Origin of the sequence: Streptomyces sp. NPDC093149, assembly GCF_044754145.1 — a bacterium.
Taxonomy (GTDB): Bacteria; Actinomycetota; Actinomycetes; order Streptomycetales; family Streptomycetaceae; genus Streptomyces.
Genome location: NZ_JBIVON010000001.1, coordinates 299,140 through 317,789 on the forward strand (window position 1 = coordinate 299,140; position 18,650 = coordinate 317,789).

Annotated in this window: 17 protein-coding genes; 8 read left to right on the forward strand and 9 right to left on the reverse strand. The window is 71.7% G+C overall.

All coding sequences use genetic code 11. From position 1 onward, the window contains the following. Window positions 1-32: 32 nt before the first annotated feature. The 4 genes from ACIQCZ_RS01490 to ACIQCZ_RS01505 are packed head-to-tail and all read right to left on the reverse strand — an operon-like array spanning window position 33 to window position 3,620. Window positions 33-1,262 carry an ABC transporter permease gene (locus ACIQCZ_RS01490; RefSeq protein ID WP_402278635.1) on the reverse strand — a complete coding sequence of 410 codons (1,230 nt, stop codon included), beginning with the start codon at window positions 1,260-1,262 and terminating at the stop codon, window positions 33-35. Beyond that, on the reverse strand, window positions 1,259-2,041 hold the full coding sequence (locus ACIQCZ_RS01495; protein WP_402278637.1) for an ABC transporter ATP-binding protein: 783 nt from the start codon (window positions 2,039-2,041) through the stop codon (window positions 1,259-1,261). The genes ACIQCZ_RS01490 and ACIQCZ_RS01495 overlap by 4 nt, the downstream gene beginning before the upstream one ends. Further along, window positions 2,038-3,078, reverse strand: a complete 1,041-nt coding sequence (locus tag ACIQCZ_RS01500) for a peptidoglycan-binding protein (RefSeq protein ID WP_402280167.1) — start codon at window positions 3,076-3,078, stop codon at window positions 2,038-2,040. Before ACIQCZ_RS01500 ends, ACIQCZ_RS01495 begins: the two co-directional genes overlap by 4 nt. A gap of 14 nt (window positions 3,079-3,092) precedes the next feature. Continuing rightward, window positions 3,093-3,620, reverse strand: coding sequence for a hypothetical protein (locus tag ACIQCZ_RS01505; protein WP_402278639.1), 528 nt, complete (start codon window positions 3,618-3,620; stop codon window positions 3,093-3,095). Between the two features lie 127 nt (window positions 3,621-3,747). Here ACIQCZ_RS01505 and ACIQCZ_RS01510 point away from each other — a divergent pair, with 127 nt between their 5' ends. Both ACIQCZ_RS01510 and ACIQCZ_RS01515 read left to right on the forward strand, forming a co-directional pair. Beyond that, complete coding sequence (locus ACIQCZ_RS01510; protein ID WP_402278641.1) at window positions 3,748-4,500, forward strand: response regulator transcription factor; 753 nt, start codon at window positions 3,748-3,750, stop codon at window positions 4,498-4,500. After that, complete coding sequence (locus ACIQCZ_RS01515) at window positions 4,497-5,675, forward strand: ATP-binding protein (RefSeq protein ID WP_402278643.1); 1,179 nt, start codon at window positions 4,497-4,499, stop codon at window positions 5,673-5,675. Before ACIQCZ_RS01510 ends, ACIQCZ_RS01515 begins: the two co-directional genes overlap by 4 nt. 24 nt (window positions 5,676-5,699) lie before the next feature. On the opposite strand, the gene ACIQCZ_RS01520 is transcribed toward ACIQCZ_RS01515, so the two are convergent. Further along, window positions 5,700-6,455, reverse strand: coding sequence for an SIS domain-containing protein (locus tag ACIQCZ_RS01520; RefSeq protein ID WP_402278645.1), 756 nt, complete (start codon window positions 6,453-6,455; stop codon window positions 5,700-5,702). A gap of 207 nt (window positions 6,456-6,662) precedes the next feature. Between ACIQCZ_RS01520 and ACIQCZ_RS01525 the strand changes: the two genes are divergently transcribed. Together ACIQCZ_RS01525 and ACIQCZ_RS01530 are read left to right on the forward strand one after the other, a co-directional pair. Further along, on the forward strand, window positions 6,663-7,355 hold the full coding sequence (locus tag ACIQCZ_RS01525; RefSeq protein WP_351072457.1) for a metal-dependent transcriptional regulator: 693 nt from the start codon (window positions 6,663-6,665) through the stop codon (window positions 7,353-7,355). Window positions 7,356-8,083: 728 nt separating this feature from the next. Continuing rightward, window positions 8,084-8,977, forward strand: coding sequence for an alpha/beta fold hydrolase (locus ACIQCZ_RS01530; RefSeq protein ID WP_402278647.1), 894 nt, complete (start codon window positions 8,084-8,086; stop codon window positions 8,975-8,977). 237 nt (window positions 8,978-9,214) lie between these two features. Here ACIQCZ_RS01530 and ACIQCZ_RS01535 read toward each other — a convergent pair whose 3' ends face one another. The 3 genes from ACIQCZ_RS01535 to ACIQCZ_RS01545 are packed head-to-tail and all read right to left on the reverse strand — an operon-like array spanning window position 9,215 to window position 12,450. Next, window positions 9,215-10,858 carry a transporter gene (locus ACIQCZ_RS01535; RefSeq protein WP_402278649.1) on the reverse strand — a complete coding sequence of 548 codons (1,644 nt, stop codon included), beginning with the start codon at window positions 10,856-10,858 and terminating at the stop codon, window positions 9,215-9,217. After that, window positions 10,855-11,694: an ABC transporter ATP-binding protein gene (locus ACIQCZ_RS01540; protein WP_402278651.1), complete on the reverse strand. Its 840-nt coding sequence runs from the start codon at window positions 11,692-11,694 to the stop codon at window positions 10,855-10,857. The genes ACIQCZ_RS01535 and ACIQCZ_RS01540 overlap by 4 nt, the downstream gene beginning before the upstream one ends. Window positions 11,695-11,748: 54 nt before the next feature. Then, window positions 11,749-12,450 carry a bifunctional DNA primase/polymerase gene (locus ACIQCZ_RS01545; protein WP_402280169.1) on the reverse strand — a complete coding sequence of 234 codons (702 nt, stop codon included), beginning with the start codon at window positions 12,448-12,450 and terminating at the stop codon, window positions 11,749-11,751. 285 nt (window positions 12,451-12,735) lie between these two features. Here ACIQCZ_RS01545 and ACIQCZ_RS01550 point away from each other — a divergent pair, with 285 nt between their 5' ends. After that, window positions 12,736-14,118, forward strand: a complete 1,383-nt coding sequence (locus ACIQCZ_RS01550; protein WP_376212824.1) for a transcriptional regulator — start codon at window positions 12,736-12,738, stop codon at window positions 14,116-14,118. 174 nt (window positions 14,119-14,292) lie between these two features. After that, window positions 14,293-15,765 (forward strand): hypothetical protein, encoded by a 1,473-nt coding sequence (locus ACIQCZ_RS01555; RefSeq protein ID WP_402278654.1) that lies wholly within the window; start codon window positions 14,293-14,295, stop codon window positions 15,763-15,765. Window positions 15,766-15,839: 74 nt separating this feature from the next. On the opposite strand, the gene ACIQCZ_RS01560 is transcribed toward ACIQCZ_RS01555, so the two are convergent. After that, a complete protein-coding gene (locus ACIQCZ_RS01560) occupies window positions 15,840-17,120 on the reverse strand; it encodes an ABC transporter substrate-binding protein (protein ID WP_402278656.1) in 1,281 nt (426 codons plus the stop codon). A gap of 174 nt (window positions 17,121-17,294) precedes the next feature. Here ACIQCZ_RS01560 and ACIQCZ_RS01565 point away from each other — a divergent pair, with 174 nt between their 5' ends. Next, the gene (locus tag ACIQCZ_RS01565; RefSeq protein ID WP_402280171.1) at window positions 17,295-17,741 is read left to right on the forward strand and encodes a hypothetical protein; all 447 of its coding nucleotides are present in this window, start codon (window positions 17,295-17,297) and stop codon (window positions 17,739-17,741) included. Between the two features lie 28 nt (window positions 17,742-17,769). Continuing rightward, window positions 17,770-18,648: a formyltetrahydrofolate deformylase gene (gene purU, locus ACIQCZ_RS01570; protein ID WP_402278658.1), complete on the forward strand. Its 879-nt coding sequence runs from the start codon at window positions 17,770-17,772 to the stop codon at window positions 18,646-18,648. Window positions 18,649-18,650: the final 2 nt, after the last annotated feature.

The window sequence follows — 18,650 nt, forward strand, 5'->3', positions numbered from 1 at the left end:
AGCCCGGCACCGCCCCCGGCCGGGGCCCGTCCTCATGCCGCGTGCAGCGCCAGCGTCGGTGAGAGACGGGACGCCCGCACCGCCGGGTAGAGGCCCGCGATCGTGCCGATCACCAGCGTCGCGCCGAAGCCGCCGCCGACCGCCCACGGCGGTACCACCCAGGGCAGCCCGCCGGAGTACGCGTACACCCCGGTCGCCGCCGCGCCGAGCGCCACGCCCGCCAGGCCGCCGAGGCCGGAGAGCATCAGCGACTCCGCGACGAACTGGATGCGGATCTGCCCCCGGGTCGCGCCGAGCGAGCGGCGCAGCCCGATCTCGTACCGCCGCTCCAGCACCGAGATGATCATGGTGTTGGCGACCCCGACGCCGCCGACGAGCAGCGCGATGCCGCCCAGGCCCAGCAGCATGCTGCTGAACGCCCCCTCGGTCGCCGCCTTGGCCTGGAGCGCCGCCGACGGGTCGGTGACCTTCACGTTCTGCGGGTTCTGCGGGTCGACCGTCGCCGCCATGACCTTGCGCACGTCCTGCACCGCCGCGTCGGCCGAGCGCTCGTACACCGAGGTCGGGTGGCCCTCGAAGCCCAGCAGGCGCTTCGCACCCTCCCAGCCGACCAGTGCGGAGCGTTCGATCTCCGGGGCGAGCGGCAGTGGGGCGAGGATGCCGACCACGGTGAAGTACCGGTTGCCGATCCACACCTGCTGGCCCGGAGCGGTGATGCCGAGGCGTTCCGCGGAGACGTGGCCGAGAACGACGGAGGGGTAGCGTCCGGTCGCGTTGTTGAGCCAGCTCCCGCTGTGGACCTCGCCGCGCAGCACCCGCAGCAGGTCGCCAGTGGTCGCCTTGACGACGATTCCGCCGGTGTCGTCCTTGTCGATCTTCTCGTTGCGGCGTGCAGTTGTGTCGAGATCGGCGGTCGCGCCCACCTCCTGGACGCCCTTGATGCGGCCCACCATCCCGACCGCGTCCTCGGGCAGCTTGACGTCCTGTCCGGCGAACATCGAATCGCCGGGGGAGGCCACGAGCAGGTTGGTGCCCAGCTTGTCGAGCTCCCGGAGCAGCTGGGCCTGGCTGGAGGCGGAGATGCCCACCACCGAGATCATCGTCGCGATGCCGATGGCGATGCCCAGGGCGGAGAGCACGACCCGCATCGGCCGGCTGCGCAGCCCCGCCGAGCCGACGTGCAGCACGTCCCGGGGGCCGAGCCGGGCCGCTTTGAGCCGCCCCCGGCCGTCGGCGCCGCGGCCCGCGCGCCGCGCCCTCACTGGTCCGCTCCCGTCGTGGCGGGGGAGCGGCCGTTTCCGGAGACGTCACGCACATCCGTGGACGGGTCGCCCACGCCCGGGAACTGATCGCGTACGTCCGCGGACGGATTGCGTACGTCCGCGACCACCTGGCCGTCCCGGATGCGCACCGCGCGCGGCAGGTCCCGGGCGATCTCGGTGTCGTGCGTGATGACCGCGATGGTGGCGCCCTCCCGGTTGAGGTCGCGCAGCAGCTTCATCACCGCTTCCCCGGACGCCGAGTCGAGTGCCCCGGTCGGTTCGTCGGCCAGCAGCAGCGCGGGTTCCCCCACGACGGCCCGCGCGATGGCGACCCGCTGTTTCTGTCCGCCGGAGAGCTGGTGCGGCTTGTGGTCGAGGCGGTCGGCGAGCCCGACCCGCTCCAGCGCGTCGGCGGCCCTGCGGCGGCGTACGGCACGGGACAGGCCCGAGTACAGCAGGCCCTCCGCGACGTTGTCGCGGGCGCTGACGCCCGGCACCAGGTGGAACGCCTGGAAGACGAAGCCGACGTGCTGGGCACGCAGCGCGGAGAGCCTGCGGTCGGAGAGCGCCGCCACGTCGTGCCCCGCGATGTGGACCGACCCGGCGGTGGGGCGGTCCAGGGTGCCGATGATGTGCAGCAGCGTGGACTTGCCGGAGCCGGACGGGCCGACGATGCCGAGGAGTTCGCCCTCCTCGACGGTGAGGTCCACCCCGCGCAGGGCGGCGACCGGGCCCGGGTACTCCTTGGTGACGCCCCTGAGGCCGACGACCGTGCTCATATCTTCGGCACCCCGACCTTCATGCCCTCGCGCAGCCCGCCGCCGGACACCTCGACCCGGCCCTCGGCGAACATGCCGAGCTCGACCTTCACCTCGCGGACCCTGCCGTCCTGGACGACCTGGAGGCCGAAGCCGCCGCCGGGCAGCGCGAGCAGCGCGTTCACCGGGACGCTGAGGACGTCCTTGTGCAGCTCGCCGTTCAGGTTCACCGTGACCGGCGCCTGGTCGAAGCCGCCGACCTTGTCCGGCTTGTCGAAGGAGACGGTCAGGGAGACCTTGGGGCTGTTGTCCTGCGGGTCCTTGCCGGGCTTCGCCGTCCGGCCGACCGAGGAGACCGACCCGGCCGCGCTGCTGCCGTCCGGCAGATCGACGGTGACCTTGGTGCCCGCCTTGGCGAGCTGGGTCTCGGCGACATCGAGCTCGAACGTCACGATGCGCTCGGAGCCGGTCGTGGTGAGGACCGGAGCGCCGGGCTGGGCCGGTTCGCCGACGGCCGCCTCGACGCTCTTGATCCGGACCTCCCCCGGGGAGAAGGCGATGTCCTGCGGCCCCACCGTTCCGGTCCGCTCGCTGTCGTGGGACTTCTGCCAGCGCTTGACGGCGGCCGCGGTCAGCTCGGTGTACTCGTCGTCCGGGGTGAAGCCGGTGTAGCCGAGCTCCGCGAGATTGCGCTCCAGCTGCTCCACGTCCCGGCCCCGGTCGCCCGGCTTCAGCGTCCGGTACATCGGCCCCGAGCCATACATCAGCCACACCGCCCGGCCGTCGACCTCGTACAGCCGCTCGTTCCGCTTGACGGTCGAGCCGGTGCGCGGGGTCCAGGTCATGGTGCCCCCCGCGCCCGCGTTGACCTTGCGCTGCTTGTCGTAGCCGAGCGTGCCGTCCGCCTGGGCGCTGTCGCGCAGGTCTCGGCGCTCGACCGCGGCGGTGGCCGGGGGCAGCCCGGTGTTCCTCGGGCCGCCCGTCTCCCCGGCGGAGCCGAACTGGGTGAGAGCCAGTGACCCGGCCGCCACGGCGACGACCGCCGCGGCGGCCACCATGACGCGTCCGCGCCTCACCGCCCGGCGCTTTCGCACGCCTTGTTGGCCTTCTCGAACTTCTTCATTTCCTTCTTCATGTCCTTCTGCTGTATCGAGGGCGCCTGCGCTATCCCGCCCTCGAACTTCGGGTCGGGCATATCGATGCCGTTCTTGCGCATGCACCGGGCGAAGGCGAGCATCTTGTCCTTCTGGGCCTGGGTGATCTCCTTGGACCCACCGACCGATTTGTCCTGGCAGGCCTTGAGCGCCTTCTCCATCTCCTGCTTGCTCTTGCCGCCGCCGTTGATGGTCATTCCGTGGCCGTCCTCGCCCGGCTTCGGCTCCGGGACGTCCAGGCCCTGCTCCCGCAGGCACTTGCGGTGCTCCAGGGCCTGGTCCTCGGCCGTCTTCTTGGTGCTCGAAGCAGAGCCGCCGCTCTTGGTTCCGCTTCCGTCGCCCGAGCAGGCGGTGGCCGACAGGACGACGACGGCGGCCATCAGGCAGGTGGCGACGACGCTGCGGCTTTGTGCGCGGGAGGTGGTCCGGCGGGAAATGGTGTTCATGAGGGCTCCTCGTCCGTTGCTGACAGGCCGGGTACGTACGGCTTGAGCGTGCGCGAGGTCGCGGTTTCGTTTCTCTCAGCCCGGATGCTTACACCGGCGAAACATCGCTTTGGGTTAAACAGGACTTATGCGTGTGCTGGTGGTGGAGGACGAGGAATTCCTGGCCGGGATGATCGCCGAGGGGCTGCGCCGCGACGCCGTCGCGGTGGACATCGCCCCCGACGGCCGGGCGGCGCTGGACCGGCTTCGGTTCGGCGCGTACGACGTGATGATCCTCGACCGCGATCTGCCGGGACTGCACGGCGACGAGGTGTGCCGGCGAGTCGTCGGCATGCGCCTGCTGACCCGGATCCTGATGCTCACCGCGTCCGGCACGGTACGGGACCGGGTGGCCGGCCTCGGGCTCGGCGCCGACGACTACCTGACCAAGCCGTTCGCGTACGACGAACTCCTCGCCCGGGTCCTGGCGCTCGGCCGCCGTGCCCGCCCCGCTCTCCCGCCGGTCCTGGAGCGGGCCGGGCTGACGCTGGACACCGCCCGCCGCCAGGTCTGCCGCGACGGCCGCTACCTCTCGCTCTCCCGCAAGGAGTTCGCCGTGCTGGAGGCCCTGCTGCGGGCCGAGGGCGCGGTCGTCAGCGGCGACGACCTGATCGAGGAGGTGTGGGAGGAGGACACCAGCTATCGCACCAACGCGGTCCGGGTCACCCTGTCCAAGCTCCGCGCCAAACTGGGCGCGCCCCCGGTGATCGAGACGGTCCCGGGGGCCGGCTACCGCATCGGGGACGGGCCGGGGCACCACGGCCCCGCGACCGGACGGGTGAACGGGCCGGCGGACCAGCCGGACGGCGGCTCCGCGGACCGGCCGGGGGAGAGCCGGTGAGGAGCGAGCGCGCCCGGCTCACCGCGCTGTACGGCGGACTGCTGGTGCTGGCCGGCGCCCTGCTGATGGGGCTGGTCTACCTGCTGGTCAGCGAGCGCCTCTACGCCACTGTGCTCACTGCGGTGGCCCCGGCGGTCCCCGACGAGGCCACCCCCGCCGTCCGGTCGGGCGTGGCCTCCGTGCCCCAGCCGTCGTCGGACTGGGCGCATACCGTGGTCATGGAACCCGGGCAGTACGCGGTGGCGAAGAGGGTCACCACCGCGGCCGGGGACGCCGCGCTCAGCCAGCTGCTGACGGTCTCCGGGGTCTCCCTCGCCGTCTACTCGGTGCTCTCCGTCGCGCTCGCCTGGTGGATGGCGGGCCGGGTGCTGCGGCCGGTGGGCGTCATCACCGCCCGCGCCCGCCGGCTCTCCGGCAGCAACCTGCACGAACGCCTCGCGCTGAAGGCCCCGCCCGGCGAGCTCAAGGAACTGGCCGACACCTTCGACGGGATGCTCGACCGGATCGAGGAGCTGGTCGCCGCCCGGCAGCGGTTCGCCGCCAACGCCGCCCACGAGCTGCGCACCCCGCTCGCCGTGCAGCGGGCCGCGGCCGAGATCGGCCTCGCCGACGACCCGCCGCCCGAGAAGGTCGCCTGGATCCGGGACAAGCTCATCGAAACCGCCGTCGGCAGCGAGCAGCTCATCGAGGGACTGCTGCTCCTCGCGGTCTGTGACGAGGGCCTGCGACGGCGCGAACGGGTCGGCCTGGACGCGACCGCGGCCACGGTGACCGAGGCGCTGGAGGCGGAGGCGGAGGAACGGTCCGTCACTGTCGTGGCGGAGACCCGGCCGGTGTCGGTCGAGGGCGACCCGGTCCTGCTGGACCACCTCGTGCACAATCTGGTCGCCAACGCGCTGCGCCACAACCACCCCGGCGGGACGGTACGGGTCCAGGTGGGGCCGGGTGGTCTGGAGGTCGCCAACACCGGGCCGGTGGTGGACCCGGCGACCGTGCCGCTGCTGTTCGAGCCGTTCCACCGGGCGCAGGCCCGCCGCCACGCTCCCGGTGAGGGGGCCGGTCTGGGGCTCTCCATCGTGGCGTCGATCGCGAGGGCGCACGGTGGCGAGGCGAGCGCGAGCGCGAACCCGGGCGGCGGGCTGATGGTCCGGGTCGTGCTGCCGACCTGCCCGTAGCGGGCGGCCGGCGGTCCGGCGCGATCAGCGGCGGTAGAAGATCCGGTCCCGGTACTCCGTCATGACGCGCCCGTTCCATTCGTGGCCGCCGTCGACGTTCCCGGAACGCAGCATGGGCGGCTCGATGCCCCGTGCCACGAGCTGCTCCGCGGCGGCGGCCATCATCGCCTGCATCACCGCACTGGTGACCACCGTCGACGCGGGCGCGAACGGCGCCTCGATGCCCTCGACGGTCAGTTCCGCGTCGCCGATGGAGATCTTGCTGTCGAGCACGATGTCGCAGTGGTCCCGCAGGAAGCCGCCCGAACCGTGCCGGGACCGGGTGCCCTTTGCGTACGCCACCGAAGTGACGCCGATGACTTTCAGACCGAGCGCCCGCGCGTTCATCGCCATCTCCACGGGGAGCGCGTTGCGCCCGGAGAGCGAGATGATCACGAGGACGTCGCCCGCCTCGGCGGGGCTGGAGTCGAGCACCGCTCCCGCCAGCCCGTCGACCCGTTCCAGCGCCGAGCCCAGGGTGGCCGGCATGACGTCGACCCCGACCGTCCCCGGCACGGCCAGCAGGTTCATCAGTGCGAGCCCGCCCGCCCGGTAGACGACGTCCTGCGCGGCGAGGGAGGAGTGCCCGGCACCGAAGGCGAAGAGCCGGCCCCCCGCGGCGACCGTGTCGGCGATCGCGGCACCGGCGGCCGCGATGTTGCCGGACCCCTCGTCGCGCACGCGCTCCAGCAGGCCGATCGCTGCGTCGAAGAACTGACCGGCCAGCGTGCTGTCGCTCATCGAGGAGGCCCTTTCCGGTGGGGTGGGGTGTCCGTGCCGCGGATCACGTTGCGGTCTGGACCAGTGACCTGTCAATACCGCCCACGCCGCTCCGCCGCCCGGTGTCCGGTCGGCACGGCACGGTTGTCAGCGGTATGCGTCAGAATTGGGTCAGGGCCAGCGCGCAGCGCTTACGACGTTTTCATGTCACAGCATCGAGGGGCACGAATGTCCGGACTGATCGACACCACGGAGATGTATCTCCGCACCATCCTCGAACTCGAAGAGGAAGGTGTGGTCCCCATGCGTGCCCGGATCGCGGAGCGGCTGGACCAGAGCGGTCCGACGGTCAGCCAGACCGTGGCGCGCATGGAGCGCGACGGCCTGGTACAGGTCGCGGGCGACCGCCACCTGGAGCTGACCGACGAGGGGCGCCGCCTGGCGACCCGCGTCATGCGCAAGCACCGGCTCGCCGAGTGCCTGCTCGTCGATGTGATCGGCCTGGAGTGGGAGCAGGTCCACGCCGAGGCGTGCCGCTGGGAGCACGTGATGAGCGAGGCGGTGGAGCGGCGGGTGCTGGAGCTGCTGCGTCATCCGACGGAGTCCCCGTACGGGAATCCGATCCCGGGGCTGGAGGAACTGGGCGAGAAGGCCGAGGCCGACCCGTTCCTCGACGAGGGCATGGTGAGCCTGTCGGAGCTCGACCCGGGCGCGGAGGGCAAGACGGTGGTCGTGCGCCGGATCGGTGAGCCGATCCAGACGGACGCCCAGCTGATGTACACCTTGCGGCGGGCGGGCGTGCAGCCGGGCTCGGTGGTCAGCGTGACCCAGTCGCCCGGTGGCGTACTGGTCGGCAGCAGCGGTGAGGCGGCGGAGCTGGATGCCGAGGTCGCCTCGCATGTGTTCGTGGCCAAGCGCTGAGGTGTGCCGCGCGGCCGTCGCCGACGGTCGCGGCGGCGACGGCCGCTGACCGGGTGCCGTCGGGGGCGCCGAGGCGCACGGCCCGCTTTCCCTTTTTCCGTCCGGAAGTGCAGCGCCCGGACGGATCGCGTGCCAGGCTGTGGCTGAGGGATACCTGAGAGTGTCGGCCAGCTGGTCGCGCGGTCGGGGAGGGAGCAGGCGCATGCGCCCGTCGTACTGGCATGTCCGGCATGTCCGGCACATGAATCGAACGGTGATCGCCGTGGTCCGGGCCGTCCGCGGGCCCGGTGCTGTCGCCGCTACGACCTCGATCGGGAGCCGCGCGGGCTCCGTCGGCGTTCCCGCGGCGTCGGCCCGCGTCCGTACGGCCGCCACCGGCACCCGTGCGATCCCTGTCGACGCTCGCCCGACTCCTGCGGGCGGTTCCCGAACAGCAGAGGGCCCCGGCGCCGCACGGCGCCGGGGCCTGTCCTCCCCTGCTTCGACCTGGAGCCCCGAGCTCTCGAGGTCGATCCCCACGGGCCCTCATCCCCGAGTGGCCCGCCTCCCGCAGAAGATCTCCCCTCCGCGGCCGCCGTCAATCCTTGGGACCGGTCACTCGAACGAGGGGTGTTGGATGCCAGAACCCGGTTTTCGAATAAAGGTTCGATAGCCTGGTGTGACGCGACCACACGGTGATCGAGCGGGATCAAGCGGTGATCGAGGACCAGAAGGGGGTGCCAGAACACATGGTGCGACGCATCGATGTGACCGGGACCGACGGCGTACGCCTCGCGGCCTGGGAGTTCGCCGACCCGCCCAAGGGGCGTGCGGAGGGCGAGCGCGTCCCCGGGGTCTTATTGCTCCACGGCCTGATGGGCCGGGCCTCGCACTGGGCCCCGACCATCCGCTGGCTCGCCGAGCGGCATCGCGCCGTCGGCCTCGACCAGCGCGGGCACGGCCGCAGCGAGAAGCCGGCCGAAGGCCCGTACACCCGTGACGCATATGTCGCCGACGCCGAGGCGGCGATCGAGCAGCTCGGCCTCGGCCCCGTCACCCTCGTCGGGCATGCGATGGGCGCGCTCACCGCCTGGCAGCTCGCCGCGAAGCGCCCCGATCTCGTCCGGGCGCTGATCATCTGCGACATGCGGGCCTCCGCGCTCGGCGCGGCCTCCCAGCGCGAGTGGGAGGACTGGTTCACGTCCTGGCCGGTGCCGTTCGCGACGCTCTCCGACGTGCGGAAGTGGTTCGGCGAGGACGATCCCTGGGTGGAGCGGCCCAACCCGGCCCGCGGCGAGTTCTTCGCCGAGGTGATGGCCGAGCGGGCCGACGGCTGGCGTCCCGTCTTCTCCCGCCGCCAGATGCTCCAGTCCCGTGCGACCTGGGTGTTCGACGCGCACTGGGAGGAGCTGGCGCAGGTCCGGTGCCCGACCCTGGTGCTCCGCGGTCTCGACGGCGAGCTGGGCCGGGCGGAGGCCCAGGAGATGGTCCGCGTACTGCCGCGCGGGCAGTACGCGGAGGTGGCCGACGCCGGTCATTTCGTCCACTACGACCAACCGGAGGGCTGGCGGGCCGCGGTCGAGCCCTTCCTGGAGCAGTTCGCCGAGGACCCCCAGGAGGAGCGCGAGCCCGTCTCCCCGTAGACGCGAGCCCGTTCTGTCAAGCAGCTCAAGCAGCTCAAGCAGCTCAAGCGGCTCAAGCGGCTCAAGCGGCTCAAGCGATCCGTGTAACTCCTGCACGTGGTGAGACGTGCGAAAAGGGCCTGTCCCCCGACTTCTGAACTCGCCCGGGTGACAGGCCCTTTCCACGCGGCTCTCAGAGCCTGTCGGGTGACCTCGGATCGGATGGCGTGGCCGTCCGGTCCGAGGTCACCCAGGCTCTCAGCCCTTGCTGACCGCCGCGAGGATCTCCGGGAGCCGTTTCGCCGTGCGGGGAGCGGCGATCCGCAGCCCCGCCCAGGAGATCAGCGCCCCGTACACCGCCCCGGCGGGCAGCAGCAGCCAGAGCCACTGCTCCAAGTCGCCGATGTGCAGCCAGATCGTCGCCACGATCACGGGCGCGCTGAGCACCGACGCGGAGACCATGCCGCCGAAGAGCGAGATCCAGGCGAGTCCGGCCTGCCCCGGCGCCACATTCTTGAACGCCCCCTCCTGCGGGATCGAGTACGGGAAGTTCGCCGAGGCCACGGAGCCCGTCGCCAGCATCGCGCCCAGCAGGGCGAACGACAGCCCCATGGCTCCCGGCAGCGCACCCCAGTCGCCGAGGAGCGCCGCCGTCACCACCGTCACCATGATCGTGTACGGCAGCGTGATCAGCAGCAAGGCCAGCGCCCGTGCCCGCAGTTCGAGGTACGCGTCCCGGGTGGAGGAGATCGTCAGCGCGACCATCCAGAACGCGGAGGTGTCCTGCCCGAACTGGTTGTACATCTGGATGCCGAGCATTCCGGCGGCGAAGCAGGCGAAGTAGATCGAGCCGGTGCCCTGCATCGCGTTGAGCAGCGGCACGATCAGCCCGATCGCCAGTGCCGTGACCCAGGCGGCCTTGGTCTTCGGGTCGCGCGCGATGTACCGCAGGCTGCGCTCCATCACCGTTCCGGTACGCCCGGCGGGCAGCAGCGCGGTGAGTCTGGAGCCGCCCTTGCCGGCCTTCTCGCGGCTCGTCCCGGCGGCGGCGAGAGTCGAGCCGTCCGGGGCCGTCATCAGCTTCACGAGGCTCCGCTGCCACAGCCACAACAGCGCGAACAGCCCCGCCACGGACAGCAGCAGCTGGACGGCGGCCCGCCCGTACGAGCCCTGCGACGCGGAGTCGACCGCCCCGATCGCCGACGCGGGCGGCAGCCAGCGCACCACGTCCGCGGCCGGTTCGAGCGCGGAGAGACCGCCCGCCCGACCGAGTTGCTGCGCACCGAAGTTGACGACCTGGAAGCCGACCGCGATCACCAGTCCGCTGAGCACCGCGAGATCCCGGCCCTTGCGTGATGTCAGCAGCCGGGTGTTGGCCGTGGCGACGGCCCGTGACAGTGCCACGCACAGCACCAGCATGAGCGGTGCGGCCACCACGGCGAAGACCGCGCCGCCCGCCCCGCGCGCCACCGCGAACACCGAGCCGGCCGCCAGACAGAGCGTGAACAGCGGGCCGATCCCGACCAGTGACGCCGTCAGCAGCGCCGCGATCAGCGGGCGCGGCCGCAGCGGCAGCATGACCAGCCGGCTCGGGTCGAGAGTCTCGTCACCGCTGGAGAAGAACAGCGGCATCACGGCCCAGCCGACCGCCAGCACCCCGGTCATCAGGACGACGAGGGTGTCGGCATGGGCGTGCCCGCGCAGCGCGATCAGCCCGATCAGCTGGCCTGCGGCGACCAGCAGGGTGAAGACGATGGAGGTGATGTACGCGGCCCGCCGGCCGGCCGACTGCCGCAGCCCGTTGCGCAGCAGGGTCAGCTTGAGCCGTACGAAGACGGGGACGAGCCCCTCGCCGCCGCTCGGGCGGGGGACGGTCCCCGCCGGGGTGTCGAGCACGCTCATCGGTCGCCGCCCAGCCAGTCCAGGGAGTCGTCGGTGGTCCGGGCGTTCGCGCCGACGAGTTCGAGGAAGGCGTTCTGCAGCGAGGACGCGTCGCCGCGTACCTGGGCCAGGGTGCCCTGCGCCCGGATCGTGCCGGCCGCCATGACGGCCACCCAGTCGCAGAGGGACTCCACGAGCTCCATCACATGGCTGGAGAAGACGACGGTCGCCCCCGAGCGGGTGTATCGCTCCAGCACCTCGCGGATGGTCTGCGCCGACACCGGGTCGACGCCCTCGAACGGCTCGTCCAGGAAGAGCACTTCGGGGTTGTGCAGCAGTGCTGCCGCGAGTCCGATCTTCTTGCGCATGCCGGTCGAGTAGTCGACGACCAGTTTGTGCTGGGCACCCGCCAGACCGAGCACGTCGAGGAGCTGGGTGGCCCGCTTGTCGACCTCGGCGCCCGGCAGCCCGCGCAATCTGCCGGTGTACGCGAGGAGTTCGCGCCCCGAGAGACGTTCGAAGAGCCGCAGCCCCTCCGGGAGCACGCCGATCCTGGACTTCACCTCGACCGGGTCGCGCCACACGTCGTGACCGCAGACCTCGATCAGGCCGTGGTCGGGGCGGAGCAGTCCGGTGACCATCGACAGCGTGGTGGTCTTGCCCGCACCGTTGGGCCCCACCAGACCGATGAACTTGCCCGCGGGCAGCTCCAGATCGATCCCGGCGACCGCCGTCTGCTCCCCGAACCGCTTCCACAGTCCCTGTACGCGAACGGCGGGTGGCGCCAACGGAGTTCCACCCGCCGCTGCCGCTCCGCCCGACCCTATGGCCCGGTCGGTCTCTGTCCGGTCCCGCATGATGCACTGCCTTTCGATGTCCCCGTGTATGGGGACACTCTACGAAAGGGCCCCCTACAAGAGGCGTGCCCGTGCGTCGGCCGTCTCCCTCGTGCAGGCGTAGGAGAGCGGGCCGATGAGTTCCTCCACGTCCGGCAGCCACCGGTTGGCGGGGCCGGGGCGGCGGGCCCACTGCACCGCACCGCGCCCGCCGACCCGGCTCGGCGGTCCCGTCAGATAGTGGCCCTCACCGCGACCGACGAGGTCGATGGCGGCGGCCCGCCGGCCCGACTTCCCTACGAGCTCGTCCACCTCGGCCGCCGCGCCGGGCAGGACGAGGAAGAACATCCGCCGGTCGGGAGTCCGGGTGACGGGCCCGAGCGGCAGGCCCATCCGCTCGATCCGGGCCAGTGCGAGGAAGCCGGCGGTCTCCGGTACCTCGATCGCGTCGAAGGTGCGGCCGGTGGGCAACAGGATCGACGCCCTCGGGTGTTCGGACCACATCCGGCGGACCGCGGCGCCGCTGCCGGTCGCCCGGCCCGCCCAGTCCGGTCCGGTGGGATGGGCGCCGGGGGAGGCGCAGCCGGCCTCGCCGCACGAGCACTCCTCGACCCCCTCCACCGTCTTCAGCCAGGTGCCGGGGCACACGTCCCAGTGCCGCTCCTCCGCGTACCGCACCGCGGCGTCGAGCAGTTCCCCGCCCCGTTGTCCGGGGAGCTTCGCGGCTTCCGTGACGTTGTCGGGCTCTTCGGCTCCGATGGGCTCTTCCACGAACATCACAACTGCCGCCACCGACCGGGGTTACGGGCGTGCGGGCGCGGTCGCGGCGTACCGCTCCGGCACGCGGGGCGCATGGATGCATGGGCGGGGGCGCGCGTGAGGCGGTGCCGGGCCGGGCGGGTAGCCCCCTACGGGTAGCTCCGGAACGGTCGGCCTTTGTCATATGCCGACATGAATGGCAAGGAACACGACGGACGTGACGAACACGATGAATGTGCGCATTTTCCGTGTAATTGACGGGCAGTGATCCGCTCATCGATCACTGCGGCCTCAGGGGGAAACATGGCAGCCAGGCCTCTCGTCGCCCGCCAGCCGAACGAACGGCTCCAGGCGCTCATTCAGGAAGCCGGATGCTCCAACGCCGGCCTAGCCCGCCGCGTCAACATGGTCGGCGCGGAGCGCGGGCTCGACCTGCGATACGACAAGACCTCCGTGGCCCGTTGGCTGCGTGGACAGCAACCACGCGGCAGGGCACCGGGAATCATCGCCGAGGCGCTCGGCCGCAAGCTCGGCCGCACGGTCACGATCGACGAGATCGGCATGGCCAACGGCAAGAACCTTGCGTCCGGTGTCGGCCTGCAGTTCGCCCCGACCGTGATCGGCGCGATCGAGCAGGTCTGCGAGCTGTGGCGCAGCGATGTCGGCCGCCGGGACTTCCTGTCCGGGTCGACGGTCGCCTCGTCGGCGCTGGTCGAGCCCAGCCGCGACTGGCTGATCACCGGCGCCGACCCGCAGGTGGCGCGGGGCGCCGGGGCCCGCGTCGGGATGTCGGACGTGGAGGCGGTGCGGGCGATGACGACCGCGCTGGTCGACCTCGACCACCGGTTCGGCAGCGGACATGTGCGGCCGGTCCTGGTCCATTACCTGAACAGCGTGGTCTCCGGGCTGTTGTCGGGGGCGTACCGCGAATCGGTCGGCAGGCAGCTGTTCGCGGCAGTGGCACGGCTCACCGAGCTCGGTGGGTACATGGCCATCGACACGGGCCAGCCGGGGCTCGCCCAGCGCTACTACATCCAGGCGCTGCGCCTGGCCCAGGCGGCGGGCGACCGGGCGTACGGAGGCTATGTACTGGCCGCGTCGATGAGTCATCTCGCCGCGCAGCTCGGCAATCCGCGCGAGATCGCCCAGCTGGCACGGGCCGCGCAGGAGGGCGCGCGTGGCCGGGTGACCCCGCGGGCGGAGGCGATGTTCTACGCGGCGGAGGCGCGCGGACACGCCCTGCTCGGCGACGCCCGAACCTGCCAGGCCGTCACGGGCCGGGCGCTGGCGGCCATGGAGCACGTCGAGCCGGACACCGGGGACGACCCCGACTGGATCGCCCACTTCGACCACGCCTATCTCGCCGACGAACTGGCGCACTGCCACCGCGACCTCGGCCAGGCCGAGGCGGCCGCGCGGCGGGCGAAGGAGTCCCTGGACGGACATCCGGAGTCCCGGACCCGCCGTCGCGGCATCGGTCTGGTGCTCCTCGCCACGGCCCAGGTCCAGTTGCGCGAGATCGAACAGGCCTGCCACACGGGGACCCGGGCCATGGAACTGCTGGGGTCGGTGCGCTCCAGCCGGGGCGCGGAGTATCTCGACGATCTGCAGCAGCGCCTGATGCCCTACGGGGACGAGTCGGCGGTGCGGGAGTTCGGTGCGCGGCTGGAGCTCCAGGCGGCGTGATCGCGGGCCGTGCCGACGAGCCGCGTCCGAGTGCCCGTTCGACTGCGTCCGGGGGGCGTCGGGTGTTACCGCTCTTGTGAAGGGGCGGTGACTGACAACACGCGCTTGGCGAACGGCCACGGCCACCCGATAGCGTGAGCCGACGATTCCGTAGGTTGACACGTAGGAGTCCCGGTGACGCAGAGCGGACAGGGTGACGAGCAGCAGCTCCCTGCTGTACGGCCCGCGCACGAAGGTGTCGTGCTGCCCGCGGGTGGCGGCGAGCCCTGGATACCAGGGGGGCCCGCTGATCAGGCCGCCCCGGCGGGCGGCCAGCCGTGGGGGCAGCCGTGGGGGCCGCAGGCGGCGCACCAGGACGCCTCGTCGCACCCTCAGGCACAGGCCCAGGGGCAGGAGCCGTACGGGCAGGGCCAGTACGGCCAGGGCCAGTACGGGCAGGGTCAGTACGGCCAGGGGCAGCCGGCGCAGCAGTACGGGCAGCCGCAGTCCCAGCCCCTGCCTCCCATGCAGCCCCAGCAGCCCCAGCAGCCTTATGCGCAGCCGCTGCCGCCGGAGGCCGTGCCCGGCACGAGCACGGGCGGCGACGCGGAGGCCACCCAGTACATCGCGCCGATGCCCGCCGGACCGCCGCCCGCCGGACCGCCGCCGGGCGGGCTGCCGCCGGAGAGCCCCGCGGAGGCCACCCAGTTCCTCAGCCACGGAGCGCCGCAGCCGCAGCCGTACCAGCAGCCGCCGGCCGCGCCCGGCGGCGACGCCGAGGCGACCCAGTTCATCGCGCCGGTTCCCGGCGGGGCCCCGTACGACATCAGGCCCGGTGCTCCCGGCGACCGGCAGCCGCCCGCCGAGTTCGACAACCTGTTCCGCAACGACGAGCCCGCGGGCGCCACCCAGCAGATGCCCCGGCTCGATCCCACGCAGCAGTACCAGGGCGCCCACCACGCCCCGCAAGCACCACAGGCTCCGCAGCCCCGGTACCAGCCCGTGGACGAGGGGCCGCAGGGGCGGGGCGGGGAGCGCAAGAAGCGGCCGCACGTCAAGCTCATCGCGGCGGTCGTGGCCGGCTGTGCCGTCGTCGGTCTCGGCGCGGGTGCGCTGATGAGCGGCGGCGACGAGGACAAGGACAACAAGCAGCCGGTGGCCGCCGCGAGCCCGTCCGCCGACCGGCCCACCACGAAGACCGCGGCCGATCCGGCGCAGCCGCAGGCCGAGGCGCTCGACAAGCTGCTGGCGGACAGCAACAACAGCCGTGCCGCCGTCATCGGGGCCGTCGAGAAGACCAAGAGCTGCAAGGATCTGGACCAGGCCGTGTCCGATCTGAAGGGTGCCGCCCAGCAGCGCCGCGATCTGGTGACCCGGCTCCAGGAGCTGAACGTCGACAAGCTGCCGAACCACCAGCGGCTGACCGCCTCCCTCACCAAGGCCTGGCAGGCGTCCGCCTCCGCCGACGACCACTACGCCGCGTGGGCCGAAGAGGCCAAGCACGGCAAGAAGGTGTGCAAGCACGGCACGGCCCGTACGACGTCCGAGACGCAGCAGGCGACCGCCCAGAGCGTCGAGGCGAGCAAGGCGAAGCGCGAGGCGTCGGGGCTGTGGAACTCGATCGCGTCGAAGTACGGGCTGACCCGGCGGGAGGCGACCCAGCTCTGACGGGGGATCCGGCCCCTTCGGGGATCAAGGGGTGGGACACCGGGGGCGGGGGCGGGGCCCCCGCCCCCGGTGTCTCACCCCTTCGCGCTGGCGTCCGACAGCGTCTTCGCGACGTCCACGAAACCCTTCTTGTCCGCGACGAGCCGTCCGTCGCGCACCACCTGGAACGTCACCTTGCTGTTCACGATCCGTGGATACGCCGACGAGCCGATCATGTCGTCGAAGCGCCAGCGCAGCACCGGTGTGAGGCCGCCGGTGTCGACCGGGGTGCCGTGGTTGAGGGCGGAGACGAGCTTCCCGGCGGTGATCCGTGGGGCGTCGATCGCCTTCACGAGCTCGTTCAGCGCGGTGTACGCGACCCACGTGGTCTGGACGCCCGTGTCGGCCGGGTCGATCCGGTTGTCGCCGAAGGCGTGCTTACGGATCACCTCCCGCATCCGGTCCCAGCGGGCGTCGCCCGATTCCGGGTACCAGCCGGTGAGGTACGCCCCCTCGAACGGACTGTTCCGGCCGCCGGTGCTGTCGATCAGCGGCTGCCCGACGCTGCCGAGGACGGATGAGATCCGTACGTTCCCGTACGACGGTTCGAGCCGGCGGAAGGAGTCGAAGAACGTCTCCGTGCGGTCCCCCAGCACGGCCGTCACACAGCCGTCGACCGGCCCCGCCTGCTGGAGCGCCCGCCCGGCGGCGTCGTCGTAGGAAGTCGCCGTCTCCGCCGCCCGGATGTCGGCGGGCCGGGGCCGCCCGGCCTCGGTGAGACCGGTGTTGAGGAGCCAGGCCTGGCCGTCGCCGCCCAGGTTGTCGGGCCGCACCACGGACACCCGTGCACAGTTGCGCGCCAGCTGACGGGCGTTGCCCGCGAGCAGCGCCGCCTGGCCGCCGTTGACGGGGTAGGAGCTGTAACTGCTGAACTCCTCGTCCGTGGCCCCGTATCCGCCGATGTACGGGATCCCGGCGTTCTCCAGCGGCGCCATGAAGGACGATCCGTGCCGGCTGTACGAGCCGACGACCGCCGCCGCCTTCTCCTTGACGGCCAGCCGGGCGCAGTTCCCCGCGCCGACCGAGGTGTCCGACTCGTCGCAGGTGACGACGCGCAGCTTGTGTCCGTCGAGCCCGCCGTCGCCGTTGACCCAGCGGGCGTAGGCGCGCGCCATGGCGGTCATGCCCGCCATGTTCACCGTGTCCGGCCCGCTCTTGCCGCCGGGCGCCCAGGTCACCACGGTGAGGGGCTCCCTGGAGTCCCCCGACGCACCAGGGAGCGCACCGCAGCCGGTGACCAGCAACGCCCCGACCGCCGCCGTACTCGTGAGGAACCTGTAGGGGCGGGGGGAAGTGAGGCGTCGCCGTCCGGTCATGGGCATGAACGTTTCCGCCCGTGGGGTAACGCCGCTGTGTGCTCAGCGCAACGCACGGTGACATCCGGGTGAATTGCAGGGGCCTGTGCGGGGAGCCGGAAAGGGAACGTACGATCGACAACCGTGCAGCAAGGTTCGGAGAACACTTCCCGTCGCGGCCGTCGCTCCTCCACCATGGGCGGCATGCCGCTGAATGACATGCCTTGGTGGCGCTGGCGCAGCAACGTGCGCTCGGCGCTGCACATGCTCTCCGACCCCGCCTTCCACCACGAGTGCTGGCTGGCCGGCCGGGAAGGGTACGGCGACGTCACCGACGCCGTGTACCGCCTGGTCGAGGACACCTGGCTGGACAACTGGTCCGCCGAGAAGTACGTCGGGACGATCTTCCGCGACGCCACCGAGTCGGCCCTGGTCGACGTCGCCGTGCTCCGGGTGCTGCGCATCATGCACCAGGTCGGTGCGGATGCACCCGTTTCGGCGTATCTGGAACACCACGGCTGGCCGGAGGCCGTACGGGCCGCACGCGAGGCCCATGTGCTGCTCGCCACCAACGACGGCGAGGACCCGGACTCGCCGCCGCGCTCCCTGGACGTGCTCCGCATCATGACCAGGTCGGCCTGAGAGCGGTCCGGTGTGGCACGCTACGGGAATGACCGAGCCGCAGCCTGCTGAGACCACTCACGACCAGTACGTCCTCACGCTCTCCTGCCCGGACAAACAGGGCATCGTGCACGCCGTGTCGAGTTATCTCTTCATGACCGGCTGCAACATCGAGGACAGCCAGCAGTTCGGCGACCACGACACGGGCCTGTTCTTCATGCGCGTCCACTTCTCCGCGGACAGCCCGGTCACCGTGGAGAAGCTGCGGGCCAGCTTCGCCGCGATCGGCGACTCCTTCCGGATGGACTGGCAGATCCACCGCGCCTCGGAGCGGATGCGGATCGTGCTGATGGTCAGCAGATTCGGCCACTGCCTCAACGACCTGCTGTTCCGTTCCCGGATCGGGGCGCTGCCGATCGAGATCGCCGCCGTCGTCTCCAACCACACGGACTTCGCCGAGCTCGTCGGCTCGTACGACGTCCCCTTCCGGCACATCCCGGTGACCAAGGAGAACAAGGCCGAAGCGGAGGCGGAGCTGCTGGAGCTGGTCCGCGAGGAGAACGTCGAGCTGGTCGTCCTGGCCCGCTACATGCAGGTCCTCTCGGACGATCTGTGCAAGCAGCTGAGCGGCCGGATCATCAACATCCACCACTCGTTCCTGCCGAGTTTCAAGGGCGCCAAGCCGTATCACCAGGCGCACGCCCGTGGTGTGAAGCTGATCGGTGCGACGGCGCACTATGTGACCGCGGATCTCGACGAGGGGCCGATCATCGAGCAGGAGGTCGAACGGGTGGGCCACGACGTCACGCCGGACCAGCTGGTCGCCATCGGCCGCGATGTGGAGTGCCGGGCGCTGGCGCGGGCGGTGAAGTGGCACGCGGAGCGCCGCATCCTGCTCAACGGCCGCCGTACGGTGATCTTCTCCTGAAG

Coding starts and splice junctions, on each gene's coding strand:
- ACIQCZ_RS01495 (WP_402278637.1), bottom strand. CDS start 2,041: ATGAGCACGGTCGTCGGCCTCAGGGGCGTCACCAAGGAGTACCCGGGC.
- ACIQCZ_RS01500 (WP_402280167.1), bottom strand. CDS start 3,078: ATGGTGGCCGCCGCGGCGGTCGTCGCCGTGGCGGCCGGGTCACTGGCT.
- ACIQCZ_RS01505 (WP_402278639.1), bottom strand. CDS start 3,620: ATGAACACCATTTCCCGCCGGACCACCTCCCGCGCACAAAGCCGCAGC.
- ACIQCZ_RS01510 (WP_402278641.1), top strand. CDS start 3,748: ATGCGTGTGCTGGTGGTGGAGGACGAGGAATTCCTGGCCGGGATGATC.
- ACIQCZ_RS01520 (WP_402278645.1), bottom strand. CDS start 6,455: ATGAGCGACAGCACGCTGGCCGGTCAGTTCTTCGACGCAGCGATCGGC.
- ACIQCZ_RS01525 (WP_351072457.1), top strand. CDS start 6,663: ATGTCCGGACTGATCGACACCACGGAGATGTATCTCCGCACCATCCTC.
- ACIQCZ_RS01530 (WP_402278647.1), top strand. CDS start 8,084: ATGGTGCGACGCATCGATGTGACCGGGACCGACGGCGTACGCCTCGCG.
- ACIQCZ_RS01535 (WP_402278649.1), bottom strand. CDS start 10,858: ATGAGCGTGCTCGACACCCCGGCGGGGACCGTCCCCCGCCCGAGCGGC.
- ACIQCZ_RS01540 (WP_402278651.1), bottom strand. CDS start 11,694: ATGCGGGACCGGACAGAGACCGACCGGGCCATAGGGTCGGGCGGAGCG.
- ACIQCZ_RS01545 (WP_402280169.1), bottom strand. CDS start 12,450: ATGTTCGTGGAAGAGCCCATCGGAGCCGAAGAGCCCGACAACGTCACG.
- ACIQCZ_RS01550 (WP_376212824.1), top strand. CDS start 12,736: ATGGCAGCCAGGCCTCTCGTCGCCCGCCAGCCGAACGAACGGCTCCAG.
- ACIQCZ_RS01560 (WP_402278656.1), bottom strand. CDS start 17,120: ATGACCGGACGGCGACGCCTCACTTCCCCCCGCCCCTACAGGTTCCTC.
- ACIQCZ_RS01565 (WP_402280171.1), top strand. CDS start 17,295: ATGGGCGGCATGCCGCTGAATGACATGCCTTGGTGGCGCTGGCGCAGC.
- purU (WP_402278658.1), top strand. CDS start 17,770: ATGACCGAGCCGCAGCCTGCTGAGACCACTCACGACCAGTACGTCCTC.